Annotated in this window: 15 protein-coding genes; 5 read left to right on the top strand and 10 right to left on the bottom strand. The window is 63.0% G+C overall.

The features are described from left to right. Nucleotides 1–262 precede the first annotated feature (262 nt). Nucleotides 263–2,665 carry a glucose/quinate/shikimate family membrane-bound PQQ-dependent dehydrogenase gene (locus ABEH28_RS09580; RefSeq protein WP_346629780.1) on the top strand — a complete coding sequence of 801 codons (2,403 nt, stop codon included), beginning with the start codon at nt 263–265 and terminating at the stop codon, nt 2,663–2,665. Between the two features lie 97 nt (nt 2,666–2,762). Here ABEH28_RS09580 and ABEH28_RS09575 read toward each other — a convergent pair whose 3' ends face one another. After that, a complete protein-coding gene (locus ABEH28_RS09575; RefSeq protein ID WP_346626323.1) occupies nt 2,763–3,011 on the bottom strand; it encodes a hypothetical protein in 249 nt (82 codons plus the stop codon). 361 nt (nt 3,012–3,372) lie between these two features. Here ABEH28_RS09575 and ABEH28_RS09570 point away from each other — a divergent pair, with 361 nt between their 5' ends. Further along, nucleotides 3,373–3,918, top strand: a complete 546-nt coding sequence (locus ABEH28_RS09570) for a sterol desaturase family protein (RefSeq protein ID WP_346629937.1) — start codon at nt 3,373–3,375, stop codon at nt 3,916–3,918. Here the strand turns inward: ABEH28_RS09570 and crtB are convergent. From crtB to fni, 5 genes are read right to left on the bottom strand one after another with little or no spacing between them, the layout of a single operon-like run. Continuing rightward, nucleotides 3,800–4,789 (bottom strand): 15-cis-phytoene synthase CrtB, encoded by a 990-nt coding sequence (gene crtB, locus ABEH28_RS09565; protein ID WP_346629779.1) that lies wholly within the window; start codon nt 4,787–4,789, stop codon nt 3,800–3,802. The two genes, ABEH28_RS09570 and crtB, sit on opposite strands and share 119 nt — an antisense overlap. After that, nucleotides 4,786–6,276 carry a phytoene desaturase gene (locus ABEH28_RS09560; RefSeq protein ID WP_346629778.1) on the bottom strand — a complete coding sequence of 497 codons (1,491 nt, stop codon included), beginning with the start codon at nt 6,274–6,276 and terminating at the stop codon, nt 4,786–4,788. The genes crtB and ABEH28_RS09560 overlap by 4 nt, the downstream gene beginning before the upstream one ends. A 1-nt stretch (nt 6,277) precedes the next feature. Further along, nucleotides 6,278–7,453 (bottom strand): lycopene beta-cyclase CrtY, encoded by a 1,176-nt coding sequence (gene crtY, locus ABEH28_RS09555; RefSeq protein WP_346629777.1) that lies wholly within the window; start codon nt 7,451–7,453, stop codon nt 6,278–6,280. Further along, nucleotides 7,450–8,724, bottom strand: a complete 1,275-nt coding sequence (locus ABEH28_RS09550; protein WP_346629776.1) for a glycosyltransferase — start codon at nt 8,722–8,724, stop codon at nt 7,450–7,452. Before ABEH28_RS09550 ends, crtY begins: the two co-directional genes overlap by 4 nt. Further along, the gene (gene fni, locus ABEH28_RS09545; RefSeq protein WP_346629775.1) at nt 8,721–9,776 is read right to left on the bottom strand and encodes a type 2 isopentenyl-diphosphate Delta-isomerase; all 1,056 of its coding nucleotides are present in this window, start codon (nt 9,774–9,776) and stop codon (nt 8,721–8,723) included. The genes ABEH28_RS09550 and fni overlap by 4 nt, the downstream gene beginning before the upstream one ends. 198 nt (nt 9,777–9,974) lie before the next feature. Between fni and ABEH28_RS09540 the strand changes: the two genes are divergently transcribed. After that, the gene (locus ABEH28_RS09540) at nt 9,975–10,904 is read left to right on the top strand and encodes a polyprenyl synthetase family protein (RefSeq protein ID WP_346629774.1); all 930 of its coding nucleotides are present in this window, start codon (nt 9,975–9,977) and stop codon (nt 10,902–10,904) included. On the opposite strand, the gene ABEH28_RS09535 is transcribed toward ABEH28_RS09540, so the two are convergent. Further along, nucleotides 10,894–11,370 (bottom strand): hypothetical protein, encoded by a 477-nt coding sequence (locus ABEH28_RS09535; protein WP_192172156.1) that lies wholly within the window; start codon nt 11,368–11,370, stop codon nt 10,894–10,896. The two genes, ABEH28_RS09540 and ABEH28_RS09535, sit on opposite strands and share 11 nt — an antisense overlap. 238 nt (nt 11,371–11,608) lie before the next feature. Between ABEH28_RS09535 and ABEH28_RS09530 the strand changes: the two genes are divergently transcribed. Together ABEH28_RS09530 and ABEH28_RS09525 are read left to right on the top strand one after the other, a co-directional pair. After that, nucleotides 11,609–12,424: an alpha/beta hydrolase gene (locus ABEH28_RS09530; RefSeq protein WP_346629773.1), complete on the top strand. Its 816-nt coding sequence runs from the start codon at nt 11,609–11,611 to the stop codon at nt 12,422–12,424. Continuing rightward, the gene (locus ABEH28_RS09525; protein WP_346629772.1) at nt 12,414–13,610 is read left to right on the top strand and encodes a PAS domain-containing sensor histidine kinase; all 1,197 of its coding nucleotides are present in this window, start codon (nt 12,414–12,416) and stop codon (nt 13,608–13,610) included. Before ABEH28_RS09530 ends, ABEH28_RS09525 begins: the two co-directional genes overlap by 11 nt. A 130-nt stretch (nt 13,611–13,740) precedes the next feature. On the opposite strand, the gene ABEH28_RS09520 is transcribed toward ABEH28_RS09525, so the two are convergent. The 3 genes from ABEH28_RS09520 to ABEH28_RS09510 form a co-directional block, all read right to left on the bottom strand. Beyond that, nucleotides 13,741–14,172 carry a RidA family protein gene (locus ABEH28_RS09520; protein WP_346629771.1) on the bottom strand — a complete coding sequence of 144 codons (432 nt, stop codon included), beginning with the start codon at nt 14,170–14,172 and terminating at the stop codon, nt 13,741–13,743. A 96-nt stretch (nt 14,173–14,268) separates the two neighbouring features. Continuing rightward, complete coding sequence (locus ABEH28_RS09515; protein WP_192172160.1) at nt 14,269–15,453, bottom strand: DUF2252 domain-containing protein; 1,185 nt, start codon at nt 15,451–15,453, stop codon at nt 14,269–14,271. Nucleotides 15,454–15,590: 137 nt separating this feature from the next. After that, the gene (locus ABEH28_RS09510) at nt 15,591–16,508 is read right to left on the bottom strand and encodes a LysR substrate-binding domain-containing protein (protein WP_192172161.1); all 918 of its coding nucleotides are present in this window, start codon (nt 16,506–16,508) and stop codon (nt 15,591–15,593) included. Nucleotides 16,509–16,535: the final 27 nt, after the last annotated feature.

The raw sequence follows: 16,535 nt of genomic DNA, 5'->3' as shown, positions 1-16,535 counted from the left end.
CTGCCTTGCGCCTGCAAAGTGCCCTTTCAATTCCTCTTGAAAAAGCCCTTACAACCCCCCGCTTCAACACCCGATCTCGCCCAACGCCGCGCCGTTCGCCATCTGAATGCTTTTGCGCCGGGATCAGATTGCAAACACGGCCTATGCTTGAAAAGAGCAGGTGGTCAGTGACGCCGAAAAATTTCATCTAAACAGCAGGTCCGGGAGTTGAACCCCCTATACGGCGCACAGTCCATGCACTACATCCCAAGGGGGAACATCGATGAATGACTTATCAAAAGCTTCAGGGCTGAGGCGTTTTACTTCCATCATTGCAGGCATCTTTGCCCTGTTTCTGGTGGTTGGCGGTATCTGGCTGCTCTCATTGGGCGGCTCTTTTTATTATCTGTTCCTGGGCGTCGCGCTACTGGTGTTCGCCGTTCTGTTGTGGCGACGTTCCGCTGCATCACTCTGGCTTTACGGTGCGCTGATGCTGATCACCGTGGTCTGGGGCCTGTGGGAAGCCGGCACGGATTTCTGGGCGCTGGTGCCGCGTTTCGACATCCTCGGGGTGTTGGGTCTGTGGCTGCTGATCCCAGGGGTCACCCGTGACATTCCGGAGCGTCTGAAGCCGGGCAAAACCTTTTTATCCGCGACATTGGCCCTGGCAATCGTGGTGATGGTCTATTCCATCTTCAACGACCCGCAGGAAATCAACGGCAGCATGGCGACGGCGCAACCCGCGCAGCACCAGCCTGTCGAAGGCATCGCCAACGGCGACTGGCCTGCTTACGGCCGCACGCAGTCGGGTACGCGTTATTCCCCGCTGACCCAGATCAACGAAGGCAACGTCAAAGACCTTCAGGTGGCCTGGACCTTCAACAGCGGCGAATCGAAAACCGCCAATGACTCCGGCGAGACCACCAACGAGCTGACGCCGATCAAGGTTGGCGACAACATGTACATCTGCACCACTCACCAGATTCTGGTGGCGCTGGACCCGGCCACCGGTAAAGAGAAGTGGAGATTCGATCCCAAGCTCAAATCCGATCCGTCCTTCCAACACTTGACCTGCCGTGGCGTCGCGTACTTCGATCAGGCTGACACCACTCAGTTTGCGAAAAGCCTGGAAGGCACCCAACCGGCCGCCACCAGTTGCCCGCGCAAGGTGTTCCTGCCGGTCAACGACGGTCGCCTGTTCGCCATTAATGCTGACAATGGCACACCGTGCGCCGACTTCGCCAAAAACGGCGAGCTGGACCTGCTGCACTTGCAGCCCTACCCGTATCCGGGCGGCCTCGAACCCACCTCCCCGCCTGTCGTGACCGGCACCACCGTGATTATCGGCGGTTCGGTGACCGATAACCTGTCGGTGCACGAGCCGTCCGGCGCGATCCGTGGCTACGACGTCAACACCGGCGCGTTGAAGTGGATCTTCGACACCGGTGCCGAAGACCCGAACGCAATCCCGGGCGACGGCAAAACTCTGGTCAACAACTCGCCGAACGCCTGGGCTCCGCTGGCCTATGACGCGAAAACCGACGTGGTCTACGTGCCAACCGGTAACCCGACGCCCGACATCTGGGGCGGCAACCGCACCCCGGTGATGGAGCGTTACGCCAGCTCGATCGTCGCGATGAACGGTTCCACCGGCAAACTGGTGTGGAGCTTCCAGACCACTCACCACGACTTGTGGGACATGGACGTACCGGCCCAGCCTACCCTGGCTGACGTCAAAACCGGCAGCGGCGAAGCCGTCCCTGCGGTGTACGTGCCGACCAAGGCCGGCAACCTGTTCGTGCTGGACCGTCGCGATGGCAAGCCGATCGTGCCGATCCATGAGATGCCGGTCCCTGCTGGTGAAGCCGCGCCAGGTGATCGGGTCAGCCCGACCCAGCCGCGCTCGGACCTCAATCTGACGTCCGTTCAAACCCTTTCCGACAAGGAGATGTGGGGCGCGACGATGTTTGACCAACTGGTCTGCCGCGTGATCTTCAAGCAGCTGTCCTACAACGGCCAGTACACGCCGCCATCCGAGCAAGGCACGCTGGTGTTCCCGGGTAACCTAGGTGTCTTCGAATGGGGCGGTATCTCGGTGAACGCTGACCGTCAGGTCGCGCTGATGAACCCGATGGCCCTGCCGTTCGTGTCCAAGCTGATTCCCCGTGGCCCGAACAACCCGCTGTGGCCTAAAGAAGGTGCCACCGGCAGCGGTACCGAAATGGGCATTCAGCCTCAGTACGGCGTGCCTTACGGCGTCGAAATCAACGCCTTCCTGTCGCCAATCGGCCTGCCGTGCAAAGAGCCGGCGTGGGGCTATGTGGCCGGCGTCGACATGAAGACCCACGCCGTGGTCTGGCGCAAACGCATCGGCACCATCCGCGACAGCCTGAAGGGCATCCAGCTGCCGCCGCTGAAAATCGGTGTGCCAATGCTGGGTGGTCCGATTTCCACGGCCGGCAACCTGATGTTCATCGCCGGTACGCAGGACAACTACCTGCGCGCCTTCAACGTCACCAACGGCGACCTGCTCTGGGAAGCGCGCTTGCCAGCGGGCGGTCAGGCCACGCCGATGACGTATGAGAGCAATGGCAAGCAGTACATTGTGATCATGGCCGGCGGGCATGGCTCGTTTGGCACGAAGATGGGCGACTCGCTGATCGCCTACGCCCTGCCGTCGAAATAATCAGCGGCTGAGCGGCAACAAAAAGCCCGAGTGATCGGGCTTTTTGTTGATTGCGATTCAAGTCATGGGCTGGCCATTTCTGGCGAACGCCGATGGCTTACTCGGTCTTGATCACACCCGTCATCGCCGTATAACGACTCTGCGGATTCTTGAGCTTGTCGAGCACCTCATCCGGCGTGGACTCACGGAACACCACCATGTGCCCTACCTCCTCGCCGCCCTCGGTGACGCGCTCGATGTCGTTGATCATCCAGGTTTTCAGCTCTTCCACACTGATGCCCAGTTGCTCGGCGACCTGACCGTGGAAGCGCTCTGCGTCGTATTGATTGAATTCGTCGTGGTTCATGGCCTTGGCCTCCTTTAGCGGTGTAAGTCTGAGGCCGCAAGTGGCGCGCACAGTTCAGTCGACGTGGACGCGCGGTGCCAAGCACCGGCATCGGCAGAAGACCGAGGGCGCACGAACCGGCCCCTTCCCGGCTAAAGCCGGTCCCACGAAAAGCAATGCAGTTCACTGGAACACCGCGGACTGATAGTGGGACCGGCTTCAGCCGGGAAGGCGGCAGACATCACGCTACAAAAACAACGGACGGTGACGCCCAAACCAGCAACTGACAAACCGACCTCCGCCTTCAGCCATCGGCATGCGACAATCACGCACCGAACACCGTCGGCCGTTTTACGGTCTGACGTTGAGACTCTCCCCGCGGATGAACCCGATGATCAATGCCCTCGTCTTTTTCGCAACCGTGATCGGCATGGAAGGCTTTGCCGTGTTTGCGCATAAGTACATCATGCACGGTTGGGGCTGGGGCTGGCATAAGTCGCACCATGAGCCGAGAACCGGCTGGTTCGAGAAGAACGATCTGTATGCCGTGGTGTTCGCCGGGTTTGCCATCGTGCTGATCGCGCTGGGCACTGCAGGCGCCCATCCCCTGGAATGGATAGGCGCGGGCATGACCGCTTACGGCTTTTTGTATTTCATCGCCCACGATGGCCTGGTGCACAAGCGCTGGCCGTTCAAGTACGTGCCGCGCAATGGCTACCTCAAGCGCCTGTATCAGGCGCACTTGATGCATCACGCGGTGTCGGGCAAGGAGCGTTGTGTGTCGTTCGGCTTTCTCTACGCGCCGAGCGTCACTCGATTGCGCGCCCAGCTTCGACGCTTGCATGACGGCCCGTTGCACAAGTCCGACCCGGACGTTGCCAAAGGTTCGCCGGTCGCGCCGGCCAGTGCCGACCTCGAGACGCGCTAGCCTTCCACGCCCCCAGCACCACCAGACGCAGCTTGTCCAGCTTGCTGGTCGAGACCCGCGCATCCCACGCCCGGGCGCCGCGTTCTCTGACCTTCACGCCGATCTCCCGATAGACGCAACCCGCCGTCGCCACCGCCCACGCCGATCGCCACGGCAGTGCAGTCAAGCCGGCGTTGGCACTCTCGTAATACGGCTCGGCCATGTCCACCAGCCGCTTCGCCAGCACCGCCACTGCCGGACGATGCTCCGGAGCTGCAAGGCGATCATGGGGAATGCCCAACTCATCCAGCCAGTCCCCCGGCAAGTAGCAGCGCCCCACCGAGGCATCTTCGACGATGTCCCGGGCGATGTTGGTCAGCTGAAACGCCAGACCCAGATCACAGGCGCGGTCGAGGGTCGCGTCGTCACTCACGCCCATGATCTGCGCCATCATCAAGCCGACCACGCCGGCCACGTGATAGCAGTACTCCAGCGTGTCATCGATGCGTCGATACTCGCGCTGGCTGACGTCCATCGCGAAGCCATCCAGATGCTGCAGGGCATAACGCTGCTCGATGCCATGGCGCAGGACAACCTCCCTGAACGCCTCGAACGCCGGACTGTGGGTCGGCGTCCCGGCGTACACGGCGTGGGTCTGGGCGATTAGCCGTTGCAGTCTTTCGGTGACTTCCTGCTGACTGACCACCGTCGCCGAATGCCCCGCTTCCTGACCGTCAATGACGTCGTCGCAATGCCGGCACCACGCATAGAGCATCACCGCGCTGCGCCGGGTCACCGGGTCAAACAGGCGTGACGCCGCCGCGAAGCTTTTCGAGCCGACTTCGATGCTCTGGGTGGCGTGGTCGAGCAGCGCCTGATCGGCGACACTCATGAGTGCAGGTCCTCCAGCATCAGCCCGGCCGTGGCTTTGGCCGAACCGATGACGCCCGGCACACCGGCACCCGGGTGTGTGCCGGCGCCGACCAGGTACAGATTGCTCAGGCTTGCGTCGCGGTTATGGGGACGGAACCACGCGCTCTGGCGCAGGATCGGCTCAAGGGAAAACGCCGAACCGAGGTGGGCATTGAGCTCGCCCTTGAAATCCTGCGGCGTGAAGATGCGGCTGGTGACCAGATCTTCACGCAGCCCCGGCATGTAGTGCTTTTCCAGGTACTCGAAAATGCGGTCGCGATAACGCGGCCCTTCCACCTCCCAGTCGATATCGGCATTGCCCAGGTGCGGCACCGGCGACAGCACGTAATGGCTCGAACAGCCCGGCGGCGCCAGGCTCGGGTCAGTGATGCACGGCGCGTGCAGGTACAGCGAGAAATCTTCGGCCAGCGCTGCGCCTTTGAAAATCTCCTGGATCAGCGCCTTGTAGCGCGGGCCGAAGCACACGGTGTGATGCTGCAACTGGGGCTGCGGGCGCTTGAGCCCGAAGTGGATGACGAACAGCGAATTGCTGAAGCGCTTGCCTTTCAGCCGTGCGCCTTCCTTGACCCCGCGGGGATGGCCGCCGAGCAGCTCGGCGTAGGTGTGCATGACATCGGCGTTGGAGGCCACGCAGTCGGCGTTGATCTGCCGACCATCCTTGAGCCGCACGCCGGTCACTCTCTGGCCACTGGTGTCAATGCTGGCGACATCGGCGTTGAGCTCGACACGCCCACCGATGTCTTCGAACAGCTTGACCATGCCCTGCACCAGCGCGCCGGTCCCGCCCTTGGGAAACCACACGCCCCACTGCCGTTCAAGGGCGTGAATCAGCGTGTAAATGGAGGACGTCGCAAACGGGTTGCCACCGACCAGCAGCGAGTGAAAGGAAAACGCCTGGCGCAGTTTGTCGTCCTCGATGAACTGCGACACCATCGAATACACGCTGCGCCACGCCTGCAACTTCGCCAGCTGCGGGCCGGCCTGAACCATGTCGCGGAAGGACAGAAACGGCACTGCGCCAAGCTTCAGATAGCCTTCTTCAAACACCGCTCTGGAGTACGCCAGGAAGCGCTGATAACCGGCGACGTCCTTGGGGTTCATCGCGGCAATCTGGGTGTCCAGGGACTGCTGATCGTTGGCGTAATCGAATTTCGTCCCGTCTTCCCAGCACAGGCGATAGAACGGCGACACCGGCAGCAACTCGACGTAATCCTTGATGGATTTGCCGGCCGCGGTGAACAGCTCTTCGATGGCCGTCGGGTCGGTGATCACCGTCGGCCCCGCGTCGAAGGTGAAACCCTGGTCTTCATAGACGTAGGCGCGGCCGCCGGGCTTGTCGCGTTTTTCCAGCAGCGTCGTCTGCACGCCCGCCGCCTGAAGCCGGATGGCCAGGGCCAGGCCGCCGAAACCGGCACCAATCACAATTGCGGTTTTTGCTTGGGTCATGTCAATTCTCATGATGCTTAGGCAGGTAATGCTTAGGTAAGTAACGGGCAGCGGCTGTGACAGCCTCGTTGATCGGCACGGGCGGTTTGCCGGTCAGCACGCGCAGCTTGTCGGCCAGGGTGCTGCGGCCTGCATAAAAACGGCTGATCAGACCTTCGGACAGGCCGTAGAACCGCTGCATCACCTGCCAGCGATTGGACGGGCGTCCGGCCAGAAACAGCATGCGGTTGAGCAGCCGATAGAAACGCTGGGAGTGCCAGGCTTCCTGCGCGATGGCGCGGATGCCTGCGTCCAGTGAGTCGGCATCCAGCGTGGGTTGAGCAGCGATCCACTCCGCCAGCCGCACGGCATGGGGCAGCGAATAGCCGGTGGTGCAATGAAACAGTCCGGCGCGCAAACCGGATCGCGGCTGCCCCGCCGCCTCACGCCAGAACCCGGCGAAATCCCCGGCCAGGGTAATCGGTAGCACGCCCTGCTCTTCGCGCAGGCACTCGGCAATCTCCCAGCCATGGGCGGCAGCGTAATCGGCGATGTGCTGACGGAGCTGCTCGGCGGAAAACGAGTGGTGATCCACGTAATGGGTGTCTTCGATCAGCAGGGTGTCGGCCGAAAAAGGCAGCACGTAGACGAAGCGATAGCCCTCACTCTGCTCGACGCGGGCGTCCATGATGATCGGCGCGGTCAGGCCGTGGGGCGCCTTCAAGCGCAGCAACTGACCCAGAAATGCCTGCTGCCCCAACACCATGTGCGCCGTGGCCTGCACGCCGCGGCCGTCGATCACCGCGCTGGCCTGAAGCCGCTCGCCGCTGTCCAGCACGACGGTGCGCGGGGTCAGTTCAATGATGCGTCGACCGGTCAGCAGCGCATCGCCCAGGGCGGGCTCGATGACCTCGGCAAAGCGTTCCGACGTAATGCTGGCGTAGCCGCTGTTCAGCCGCCGCGAACGTTGCGGGAAGTGCACGTCATAGGTCGCCCAGCGCTGCACCACCAGCGGCTGCAGCCATTGATGCTGCTCGGCCGTGAGGTCGCCTTCGTGGTAGGACCAGGTGTGGTTGCCGCCCAGATGCGTCTGTTCTTCGATGCACAGCACGGAAAGGTCCGGCCGCAGCTGCTTCAGGCGCCAGGCGATCAGCCCGTTGGCCAGTCCGCCGCCGGCGAGAATCAAGTCATACGTCATGGCAACTGCCTCGCCAGCACCGGCTCGCCCGTGCGCACCACGGCTTCGACAATGTCGGCGGCGCGAGACGTGCCGCCGGCCTGGGCCAGTTCGGTCGCCAGTTGATCAAAAGGTTCGGTGGACAGCCCGCGCAGTTGCGTCAGTCGCTCGCGGATCTGCCCTGCCCCGGCGCCGCGGCGCAGTTGCAGACCAATGCCGGCGTGGGTAACCCGGGACGCCACGCCCGGCTGATCGAAGGCGATGGGCATGACCAGCATCGGCGTGCGCGCGACGATGGCGTCCATCACGGTGTTCAAGCCGCCATGGGTCACCACCGCATCGGCGTGTTGCAGCGCCCATTGTTGCGGCGCGAAGTCGGTCACCCAGGTCGCGCCGGCCTTGATCAGCCGCTGCTCTTGCCGGGCATCGAGCCCGCCGCAATGGGCCACCAGCAACTGCGCGTTCAATTGTCGGCTGGCCGTGGTGATGCGCTTGAACATATCAAAACGACTGCCCTGCAGCGTGCCGAGGCTGGCGAAGATGAACGGCCGCTCAGGGTCAATCGGCCACTCGCCCTGTTGTTCGGCTTGAGGCGCCCGCAGCGGCCCGACCGCGTGAAAATTCACAGGCGGATGCTGGCGGGGGAAATCGAAACCGGGGATGGTCTGGCTGATCTGCGCGTAGGGTGAAAGGCATTCATGCAGGCCGTCGCGGGGCTCGATGGCCAGTCGGCGTGACGCATCACGCAGCACCTTGCTCAACGGCCTCATCAACCAGTCGTACACCTTGCGGCTGCCTTCATACATAGGCTGACTGCGTTCATCGGTGGCGTAGGCAAATGGCATCACCGCCAGCGGCAGTTGCGGCTCGCGGTTGACCGGCAAGGCGCAGGCCACCGAGACATACGGCAAGCCCAGCCCTTCTGCGACCATCCCGCCCGCTGCTTCCATCTGGTCGCAGAGCAAGGCCTCGATCTGCCGCACCGCCAGCGCAGACGGCAGCTCGGCGCACAGCATGCGGGTGGTGTCGCACAGGTCGCGGATCACCCGGCGCAGGCGCAGGGGATTATTCGAACAGGCGGCACGGCGCAGCGCCGCTTCGAGGCTGCCCGGCGGATGACTGAGGGCGCCGAGGGCATGAAAGCCGATGCGCGGGTCGGTCAGCCAGCGCCGTGCATCGGCCTGCTGGAAAAAGGTCACCTGATGACCGCGGTCGATCAATGTCCCGGCCAACGCCTGAAACCCTTGAAAGTGGCTGTAGAACGCTGGCGCTACAACGGCAAAATGCGTCATGAGAGCAACGTCTGCAGGGTGTTGGGCGCCAGCAACCGGGCGCTGCGCAACGCGCGAAGGTCAGCCGAGCCGGTGCAGAAACAGGCGATACGCAGCTGGCGGATGACAATGTCGAAGTGTTCGATGACTGCAGCCGTCGACAGGGTCGCGTTGCGCAGCACGCCCGCTGCCTGACCGACGACATCGGCGCCCAGACGAATGGCCTTGGCCACGTCGATGCCATTGTGAATGCCGCCGGACGCGATCAGCGCGGTTTCCGGCAGTGCCTGGCGAACCATGGCCAGGCTGAAGGCGGTCGGAATGCCCCATTGCGCAAACGCCATGGCGACTTCGCGATCGGCCGGGTTCTCGGCGCGCTCGGCCTCGACCGCCGCCCAACTGGTGCCGCCAAGCCCGGCGATGTCCAGCACGTGCACCCCGGCTTGCACCAGCGCCTGCGCCACATCGACAGACAGGCCCGCGCCCACTTCCTTGACCACCACCGGCACCCCGACATCCAGCACCACGCGGTGGATCGCTTCGAGAATGCCCTGCCAGCGCCGGTCGCCGCCGGCCTGAACCGCTTCCTGCAACGGATTCAGATGAATGATCAACGCATTGGCCTGGAGCATGTCGACCGCACGGCGGGCCATGTCCAGGCCGTCAGGCTCGATCAACTGCGCGGCGCCGATGTTGCCCAGCAGCGCGATGTCCGGCGCCAGACGCCGCAGTTCGCGGGTCAGGCCCTGATCACCGCCGCTTTGCAAGGCCACCCGCTGCGACCCGACGCCCATGGCGATGCCCAGCTCCTGGGCGGCTTCGGCCAGATGACGGTTGATCGCGGTGGCCCGGTCGGCCCCGCCGGTCATGGAACTGATGAGCAGCGGCGCGCGCAAGGCGATGCCCAGCAGTGAGCTGCTGACGTCAACGTCTTCCAGATTCAACTCCGGCAGCGCACAGTGTTCGAAACGGATGTCGTCCAGTCCGGAGAAGGAGGAACGCACGCTGGCGCGTCGGTCCAGCACGATATCAAGGTGATCGTCTTTGCGACGACCCATATCGCTGTGAGTCATACTCGCTCCCTGCAGCTGAATTATTGAACGGGCTATACGGTCTTCTGCATACGGAATCTTGTACAAAGCCGATTTTCCTGTACAACTTTGCCGTATCTTGAGGCATTAAGAAACAGCAGTCGTTCCGTGATGACCGGTCTCGCACGCCGAACCGCTCCGCGACGAACAGTTTTACCGCTAAAGCATAGGGAAAGACCGATGGCAGGTAACCTCGACACAACAATCAAATCGGGCTTTGCCGGGCGACTGGGAGACGTCCGGGCGGCCATCGAAACGCGGCTCTCCGAGCTGCTGCCCGAGTCCGGCAACGAGCGCGACCTGGTGGCGCTGGCCATGCGCGAATCGACTTTGGCACCGGGCAAGCGCATGCGCCCGGTGCTGTTGGTGCTCGCTGCCGAAGGACTGGTTGAGGACGGCCGCGAGAGCAGCCGCACGATCAGGCGACAGGCCGTGGACCTCGGCTGCGCCGTCGAGATGATCCACGCCGCATCGCTGGTGCTCGACGACATGCCGTGCATGGACAACGCGTCGCTGCGGCGCGGTCAGCCCACGGTTCACCTGAAGTTCGGTGAAGACGTGGCGATTCTGACCGCCATCGCCCTGCTCAGCCGTGCGTTCGGTGTCGTCGCCACCATCAGTGATATGGCCGCCACCACCCGCACCGAGCTGGTCGAAGTGCTGGCCAATACGGTCGGCATGCAAGGCCTGGTGCGCGGGCAGTTTCAGGATCTGCGCGACGGCCAGCACAGCCGCGACGCGGACGAGATCGCCCTGACCAACAACCTGAAAACCGGCGTGCTGTTCGGCGCGATCATGGACATGGCCTGGCTGATCAGCGGCGCCGGGGAAGACCAGCGGCCGCTGCTGCAGAATTTCGCCATGGAGCTGGGCCAGGCCTTCCAGATGTACGACGATCTGCGCGACCGCTGCGCCGACAGCGACAAGGATCAAGGCAAGGACGACGGCAAATCCACGTTCGTTTCGCTGTACGGCGAGGACAAGGTCAGGCGCCAACTGGTGCTGCACCTGTCCAGCGCCGAGCAGGCCTTGCGTGAGGTCTACGGCGACGCCTCGACCATCGCCGGCTACCTGCGGCTGATCTTCGAGAAAGCCGCGGTCAACGGCTAGCCGACTGCGAACCCAGTTTTGCGATGGCCTGCTTGAGTTGTTCGCCGTCGGAGAATCGTTCCTGGCGGATGACCGCGCCGTTTTTCAGCGTCAGCCACTGCACGGTGTCGCGGTCGCCGTCGTACGCCGAGGCGACACGGGCGTCGCGGTCCAGCAGGATTCGGTACTTGGCCGAGCGCATCGCCGGGACCGCCACCATCTTCACCAGCGAGGGCATCTTCTCGATGTCCGCCACGTACACCACGTGGCGCTGCTCCAGGTAACCCTCGGGACCCTCTTCGAGTGCGGCGTTGACCATTTTCGCCGCCGACATGCTGCGGGCGATCAACAGCACCTGGGCCTGGTCGTCCAGCGTGTAGGCCTTGTCGAACTGGTCGAGCAGCGTCCATTTGACGATCGGCTGGGGCGCGTCCTGTGCGAAGGCATTGAGACTGAGAAACAGAGCGAGGGCCGCAAATTGCCGCATGGTGTAAATCCCTTCAGCAGGAAAGATTGAACAAGAATAAGCGTCGGGGATAAGGACCGGCCTGCCCGCGCGAATTACCCTTTTTGGCGCCAATAATGGCTCAACAAATGAAGCGTGCGCCAATTTACCAGCAAGCGGTCCGGCCGGTTCGCCTGTTATGGGTTTTGCAGGTGATTTATCCCGGATAACCCTATAGGCTCGGCACCACTCGCGCCCACCGCCATTTTCCGGACACTCAATGAACCTTCAGCAGCGCAACAACGTGCACGTCATGGGTGACGGCCGGGCGACCCTGATTTTTTCCCATGGATTTGGTTGCGATCAGGCCATGTGGCGCTTGATCAGCCCCCATTACGCCGACCGCTTCAACGTCGTACTTTACGATCTGGTGGGCGCTGGCAATTCGGCCATCGAAGCCTACGATCCCCAGAAATACGCCACGCTGAACGGCTACGCCCACGACCTCGCGGAACTCGTCCGCGAATTCGGCACGGGCCCGGTGATCATCGTCGGCCACTCGGTCAGCGCGATGATCGGCGTACTGGCGGACCGACAGGCCCCAGGGCTGATCGCCGCCCACGTGATGATCGGCCCCTCCCCGTGCTACGTGGACTCCGGAGATTACGTCGGCGGCTTCTCCGAAGAGGACGTGCATTCGCTCCTCGATACCCTCGACAGCAACTACCTGGGCTGGTCGAGCACCATGGCCCCGGTGATCATGGGCGCACCGGGTCAACCGGCGCTGGGCGAAGAGCTGACCAACAGTTTCTGCCGCACTGACCCGGAGATCGCCAAGCAGTTTGCCCGCGTCACGTTTCTCTCGGACAACCGCAAGGACGTCGCCGGCCTGACCACGCCGACGCTGATCCTGCAATCGACCGACGACCTCATCGCCCCGGTTGCCGTCGGTGAATACCTGCACGCCGCGTTGCCCAACAGCACCCTGAAGCTGGTCGATAATGTCGGCCATTGCCCTCACTTGAGTGCGCCCGCCGCCTGTTCCGATGCGATCGATGCGTTCCTCGGGCGGTGGATCAGCCTCAATGCCGAGTGATTTCGCGGCAGCACCGGACGTCGTCGAACTGTTCGAGGGCGCGCCGTGCGGTCTGGTGGTCACCGACGAAGACGGCCGGATCCTGCGCGCCAACCGCACGTTCTGCGACTGGCTGGGCTACACCGGCGACGAGCTGAGCGGCATGCTTTTCCAAAACCTGCTCACGGTCGGCGGGCGCATCTTCCACCAGACCCACTGGGCGCCGTTGATGCGCTTGCAGGGCTCGGTGGCGGAGGTCAAGTTGAGCATTGTTCATCGCGACCGTCGCCAGATCATCATGCTGCTCAACGGCGTGCGCCGGGAGCATGAAGGCAAGGTCTACAACGAGCTGGCGTTCTTCGGCACCGCTGACCGAGACAAATACGAGCGCGAGCTGCTCAAGGCACGCAAGGCGGCGGAAGAGCTGCTGCAGGAAAAAACCGCCGCCGAGGCTGCGTTGCGCCGGGCTCAGGCGGAACTCAATGAGGCTTACGAAACCGCTCAGCGACGCGCCACGTTTGCCGAACAGATGGTGGCGATCGTCAGCCACGACCTGAAGAACCCCCTCACCGCGATCAAGATGGCCACCGACCTGCTCGCTCGCGGTGAACGCACGGCCCAGGAAACCCGGTTGTTCAAGCACGTCGGCGATTCGGTGCAGCGCGCCACCCGGATGATCGCCGACCTGCTCGACCTGACGGTGATCCGGGTCGGGCGCGGCATCAGCGTCAACCCCACGGAAGTCGATCTGCACACCTTCATCGGCCATTGCGTTGATGAACTGCGTGTTGCTTTCCCCCGCGCGGAGCTGGCGCACTGCTCGGATGGCACGGGGCTCGTGGCGCTGGATAACGATCGTCTGTTTCAGGTGATCGGCAACCTCACGGCGAACAGCGTGGCGTATGGGGACATTGCCAGACCGGTGACGATTACTTCCGCGCTGGAGGCCGGGACGGTGGTGATTGCCGTGCATAACTTCGGCCCGGTCATTCCGGAAGTGCAGCGCACCCGTCTGTTCGAGCCGCTTACCCGCGGCGTAGATGTTGACGCCGAGCTGCGAAGCGTGGGGTTGGGGTTGTTTATCGTCCGCGAGATCGCCCGGGCGCATGGGGGTGATGTGTCCGTGGTCTCCGACGCGGTGGAAGGCACGACCTTCACGGTGAGGCTTCCGCGGTGTGCCGGTGAAGCGGTGGCGTCCGGAAATTGAGCATTCAGCTGTAGGACCAGCTTCAGCCGGGAAGGCGCCGGCAGCCACACTGCAGAATTGACGGTGCTCACACTGGCGTCTTCCCAGCTGAGGCCGGTCCTACCAGCGCGTGCATCTGACGAACTATCGTTCACCCGTTAGGCATGCGCGCCGCCACCGCTTCGATCTCGATCAGCATCCCGTCCAATGCCAGGCGGGGTACCGGGATCAGTGTGCACACCGGCTTCATATGACCGGCCCATGCCCGATCCGCCTGCTCGACCCACATGCGCAACCGTTCCTCCGTGTGATCAACGATCAGCAGCGTCAGTTTGAGGATGTGCTGAAGGTCGGCCCCGCGGGATTGCAGGGCGGTGCGGACGTTGGATATGGCTTGGGCTGCCTGTTCGGCGAAGACCGGGGACAGCTGACCTTGAGCATCCTCACCGCCCTGCCCGGCGATGAACAGCCACTCGGCGTTGGGGCGCACGGCGGCGAGATGGGAATAAGCGTTGGGGGCCGGATCATACAAGCCTGGCGGGTTGGACAACGCGAAGGGTGAAGCAAGGTGGGTTTGCGGCATGGGAATGATCCTGAACGTGGGAGCGCCCAGTCTCGAACCTCCACCTAAGTCGAGGTCAAGGGGGCGCTCCCGTCCGAATCGATTTTCCAGGGCGAATCAATTCTCCAGCGCATACCGCCGGCAATGCTCCAGATAGCCCTGTTCGTGGCTGCCCACCAGATGCACGACGTTGCTCCACAGCCACGACGGCGCATCCAGGGTCTGCGAGCGGTTGAGCTGCAGTTCGCGCATCCACGACGAGCGCGTGGCGAGGTCCATCTGCCGGGCGTGGGCCAGGCCGACGACGCGGGCCAGGTAACCGGCGGCTTTCATGGCTTCCCGCTCGCTCAGTTGATCAAGCTCAAGCTTCATGTCCTGGGGCAACAGCTCGCGGACGAAGAAACCGTGATCGAGCATGCGCGTAGCGATCATGCGATTACCCAGCCCTGGCGACAGATGCCGAGCGCCTTCCACCACGCGCTTGCCGTTGTCCCGAGGCATGCCCGCGCGAGGGGTGCGCGGCGCGGCGGCAGCGACAGCCTCCTTGACGTCGAGCAGGCAGTATTCCTGATCTTCGTCATCGCCCACGCTCAACAGGACTGCATAACGCAGCAGGCCCAGCGAACTGCAACCCTTCACCCAGTAGGCACAATCGAGCATCTCGACGCGATCATCCTTGGATCGGCCCTTCAGCGAGGTGACCAGCGCATGAATCTCTGGCGTCGCGCACAGGTCTTTCAGGCCATGACGCTCATCGCGGGACAACGACCAGAAATGCTTGCCCAGCGGAATGGTCGGCCGGGTGTCTTCGATACGCTCCTGAGCAAGGTGCTTCCAGGTCCTCTGAACGGCGCTGCGCATCCCTGCCTTCACCTGCGCCGGGCGTGCGGGCTCCTCATCGGCGCCATCTTCGAACGCCAGCTCGTAACCCTGCATCATCTCTTCGAGCATTCTCGCGGTGGCGACGCCGGGCAGATCGGAACCCCGGGCCGCAGTGGCCAGGGACAGCGCAAGGCGCACAAGGTCGTGGGCCGGGTTGCCGATCACCGTCTGATCCAGATCGCGGATGTGAATGTCGATGCGCCCTTTGGAATCCCCGGTCGGCCCGAGATTACCGGCGTGACAGTCGCCGCAGATCCACACCGGCGGACCACTGGGCAGACGTCGGCCTGACTGGCTGTGCAGCCATTCGTAAAACTGCACCGTGCTGCCGCGCACATAGGCGTGGGCGGAACGGGCCATTTTCAGATTGCGTAATTCGTTGAGTGGCTTGAGGCGTGCGGACGGTCGAGGAGTCTTCATGAACAATTCTTTGCAGGGAGATGTAGCGTTGACTCGCGGCTAAGAGAAATGTTGCGGAATGTTTCATCAAACTGCGATGAGAGGCGCGATCACAGATACACATTACAGACGTGTAGCCGCGGTCAGCAGTTGACCTCTCAAAACACAAACCCATGCCCCAACTCCTTCTCCATCCACTCCAGAAATCGCCGCACCCTGGGAAAGCCGGAGTGCGCTTTCGGGAACACCAGATGATGCGCCGCGACCGGCGCTGACAGCGCTTCAGGCGCCACCTCGACCAACGCCCCGCTCGCCAGGTATTTCTGTGCCAGCAGCGTGCTTTCCAGCGCGAAACCCAAACCGTGGCTGGCGGCCTCGAGCGTCATATACGAGCGATCAAAGCTCAGCGCATAGGGTTTTTCCGGACGCGCCAGACCATGCTGGGCGAACCAGGCCGGCCAGCGCAGCAACGTCGCTTCCGAGAGAATCAAATCGCGGTCAAGCAGATCCGAGGCCTGAGCGACCGGACGCGTTTCAATGAGCTTGGGTGAAGCCAGTACGGCGAAGGTTTCGTTGCGCACCGTGCGCACTTCGAAGCTCGGCCAGTTGGGCTCGCCGTGGCGAATGTCGACGTCGATCTTGTCGCGACTGAAATGTAGCGACTCGTAGGAACACGACAGATTGATCTGAATGTCGGGGTGGCTCAGGCGAAAGGCTTCCAGTCGCGGCATCAACCAAAGCAGCCCGAAGCTGGGTGAGGAATGCAGCCGCAGGCAGTCGAGGCTGACGTCGCTGCCCGCCCGCTCTGTGGCGATGGCCAGGCTGTGCAACAACCCGGAAATATCCTTCAGGTATTGCTCGCCCACCGGGGTCAGGGTGACGCCGCGCGCCGCGCGCACGAACAGCTGACGGCCAATCATCGCTTCCAGCCTGGCGAGTTGATGGCTGACCGCCGAGGGCGTCAGGTCCAGCACTTCCGCCGCCCGTGCAACGTTGCCAAAGCGCGCGGTCTGCTCAAAGGCCTGAATGGCTTTCAGCGGTGGCACGCTGGGCGGGGCTTCGTCGATACGCTTCATGGGGACATGGCTCCACGTTTGTTGTTG

The sequence above is a fragment of the Pseudomonas sp. Ps21-P2 genome, from assembly GCF_039672565.1.
Lineage (GTDB): Bacteria > Pseudomonadota > Gammaproteobacteria > Pseudomonadales > Pseudomonadaceae > Aquipseudomonas.
Note: the sequence above shows the minus strand (reverse complement) of the source record. Positions and strands in the feature narration are given on the sequence as shown.